Source organism: Dellaglioa sp. CoH-57-MRSF-19, assembly GCF_056781975.1.
Genome location: NZ_JBXAXW010000301.1, coordinates 1 through 252, shown reverse-complemented (window position 1 = coordinate 252; position 252 = coordinate 1). Strand labels below are relative to the sequence as shown.

Here is a 252-nt window from a genome sequence, read left to right as displayed (position 1 = left end):
ATAGCAGATAGGGGCTATGCGACAGCCGCTTCATATATGGAGATGGCAGTACCCAGCACAGGCGTTCTGCGCTACAAGGACGTTATCACGCTGCCGCCGCCACAGCCCTCACAGCGCCTTGTGCTCGGTCAGTTTATGTCCGGAGTGTTTACCGCTATGGACTATAGGCCCATAGCCCGGTCCGGCATGAACAACAAGATGACTGGCTATCAGAATAGTAGGTATTCCCAATCGTTGATCACTGACGTTCCG

1 protein-coding gene is annotated in these 252 nt (G+C 54.0%); it reads left to right on the top strand.

The genetic code is table 11. From position 1 onward, the window contains the following. Nucleotides 1-36 precede the first annotated feature (36 nt). Nucleotides 37-252, top strand: a 216-nt coding sequence (locus AC1RO3_RS09285) for a hypothetical protein (protein ID WP_481764133.1), incomplete at its 3' end; no start/stop codon positions are given.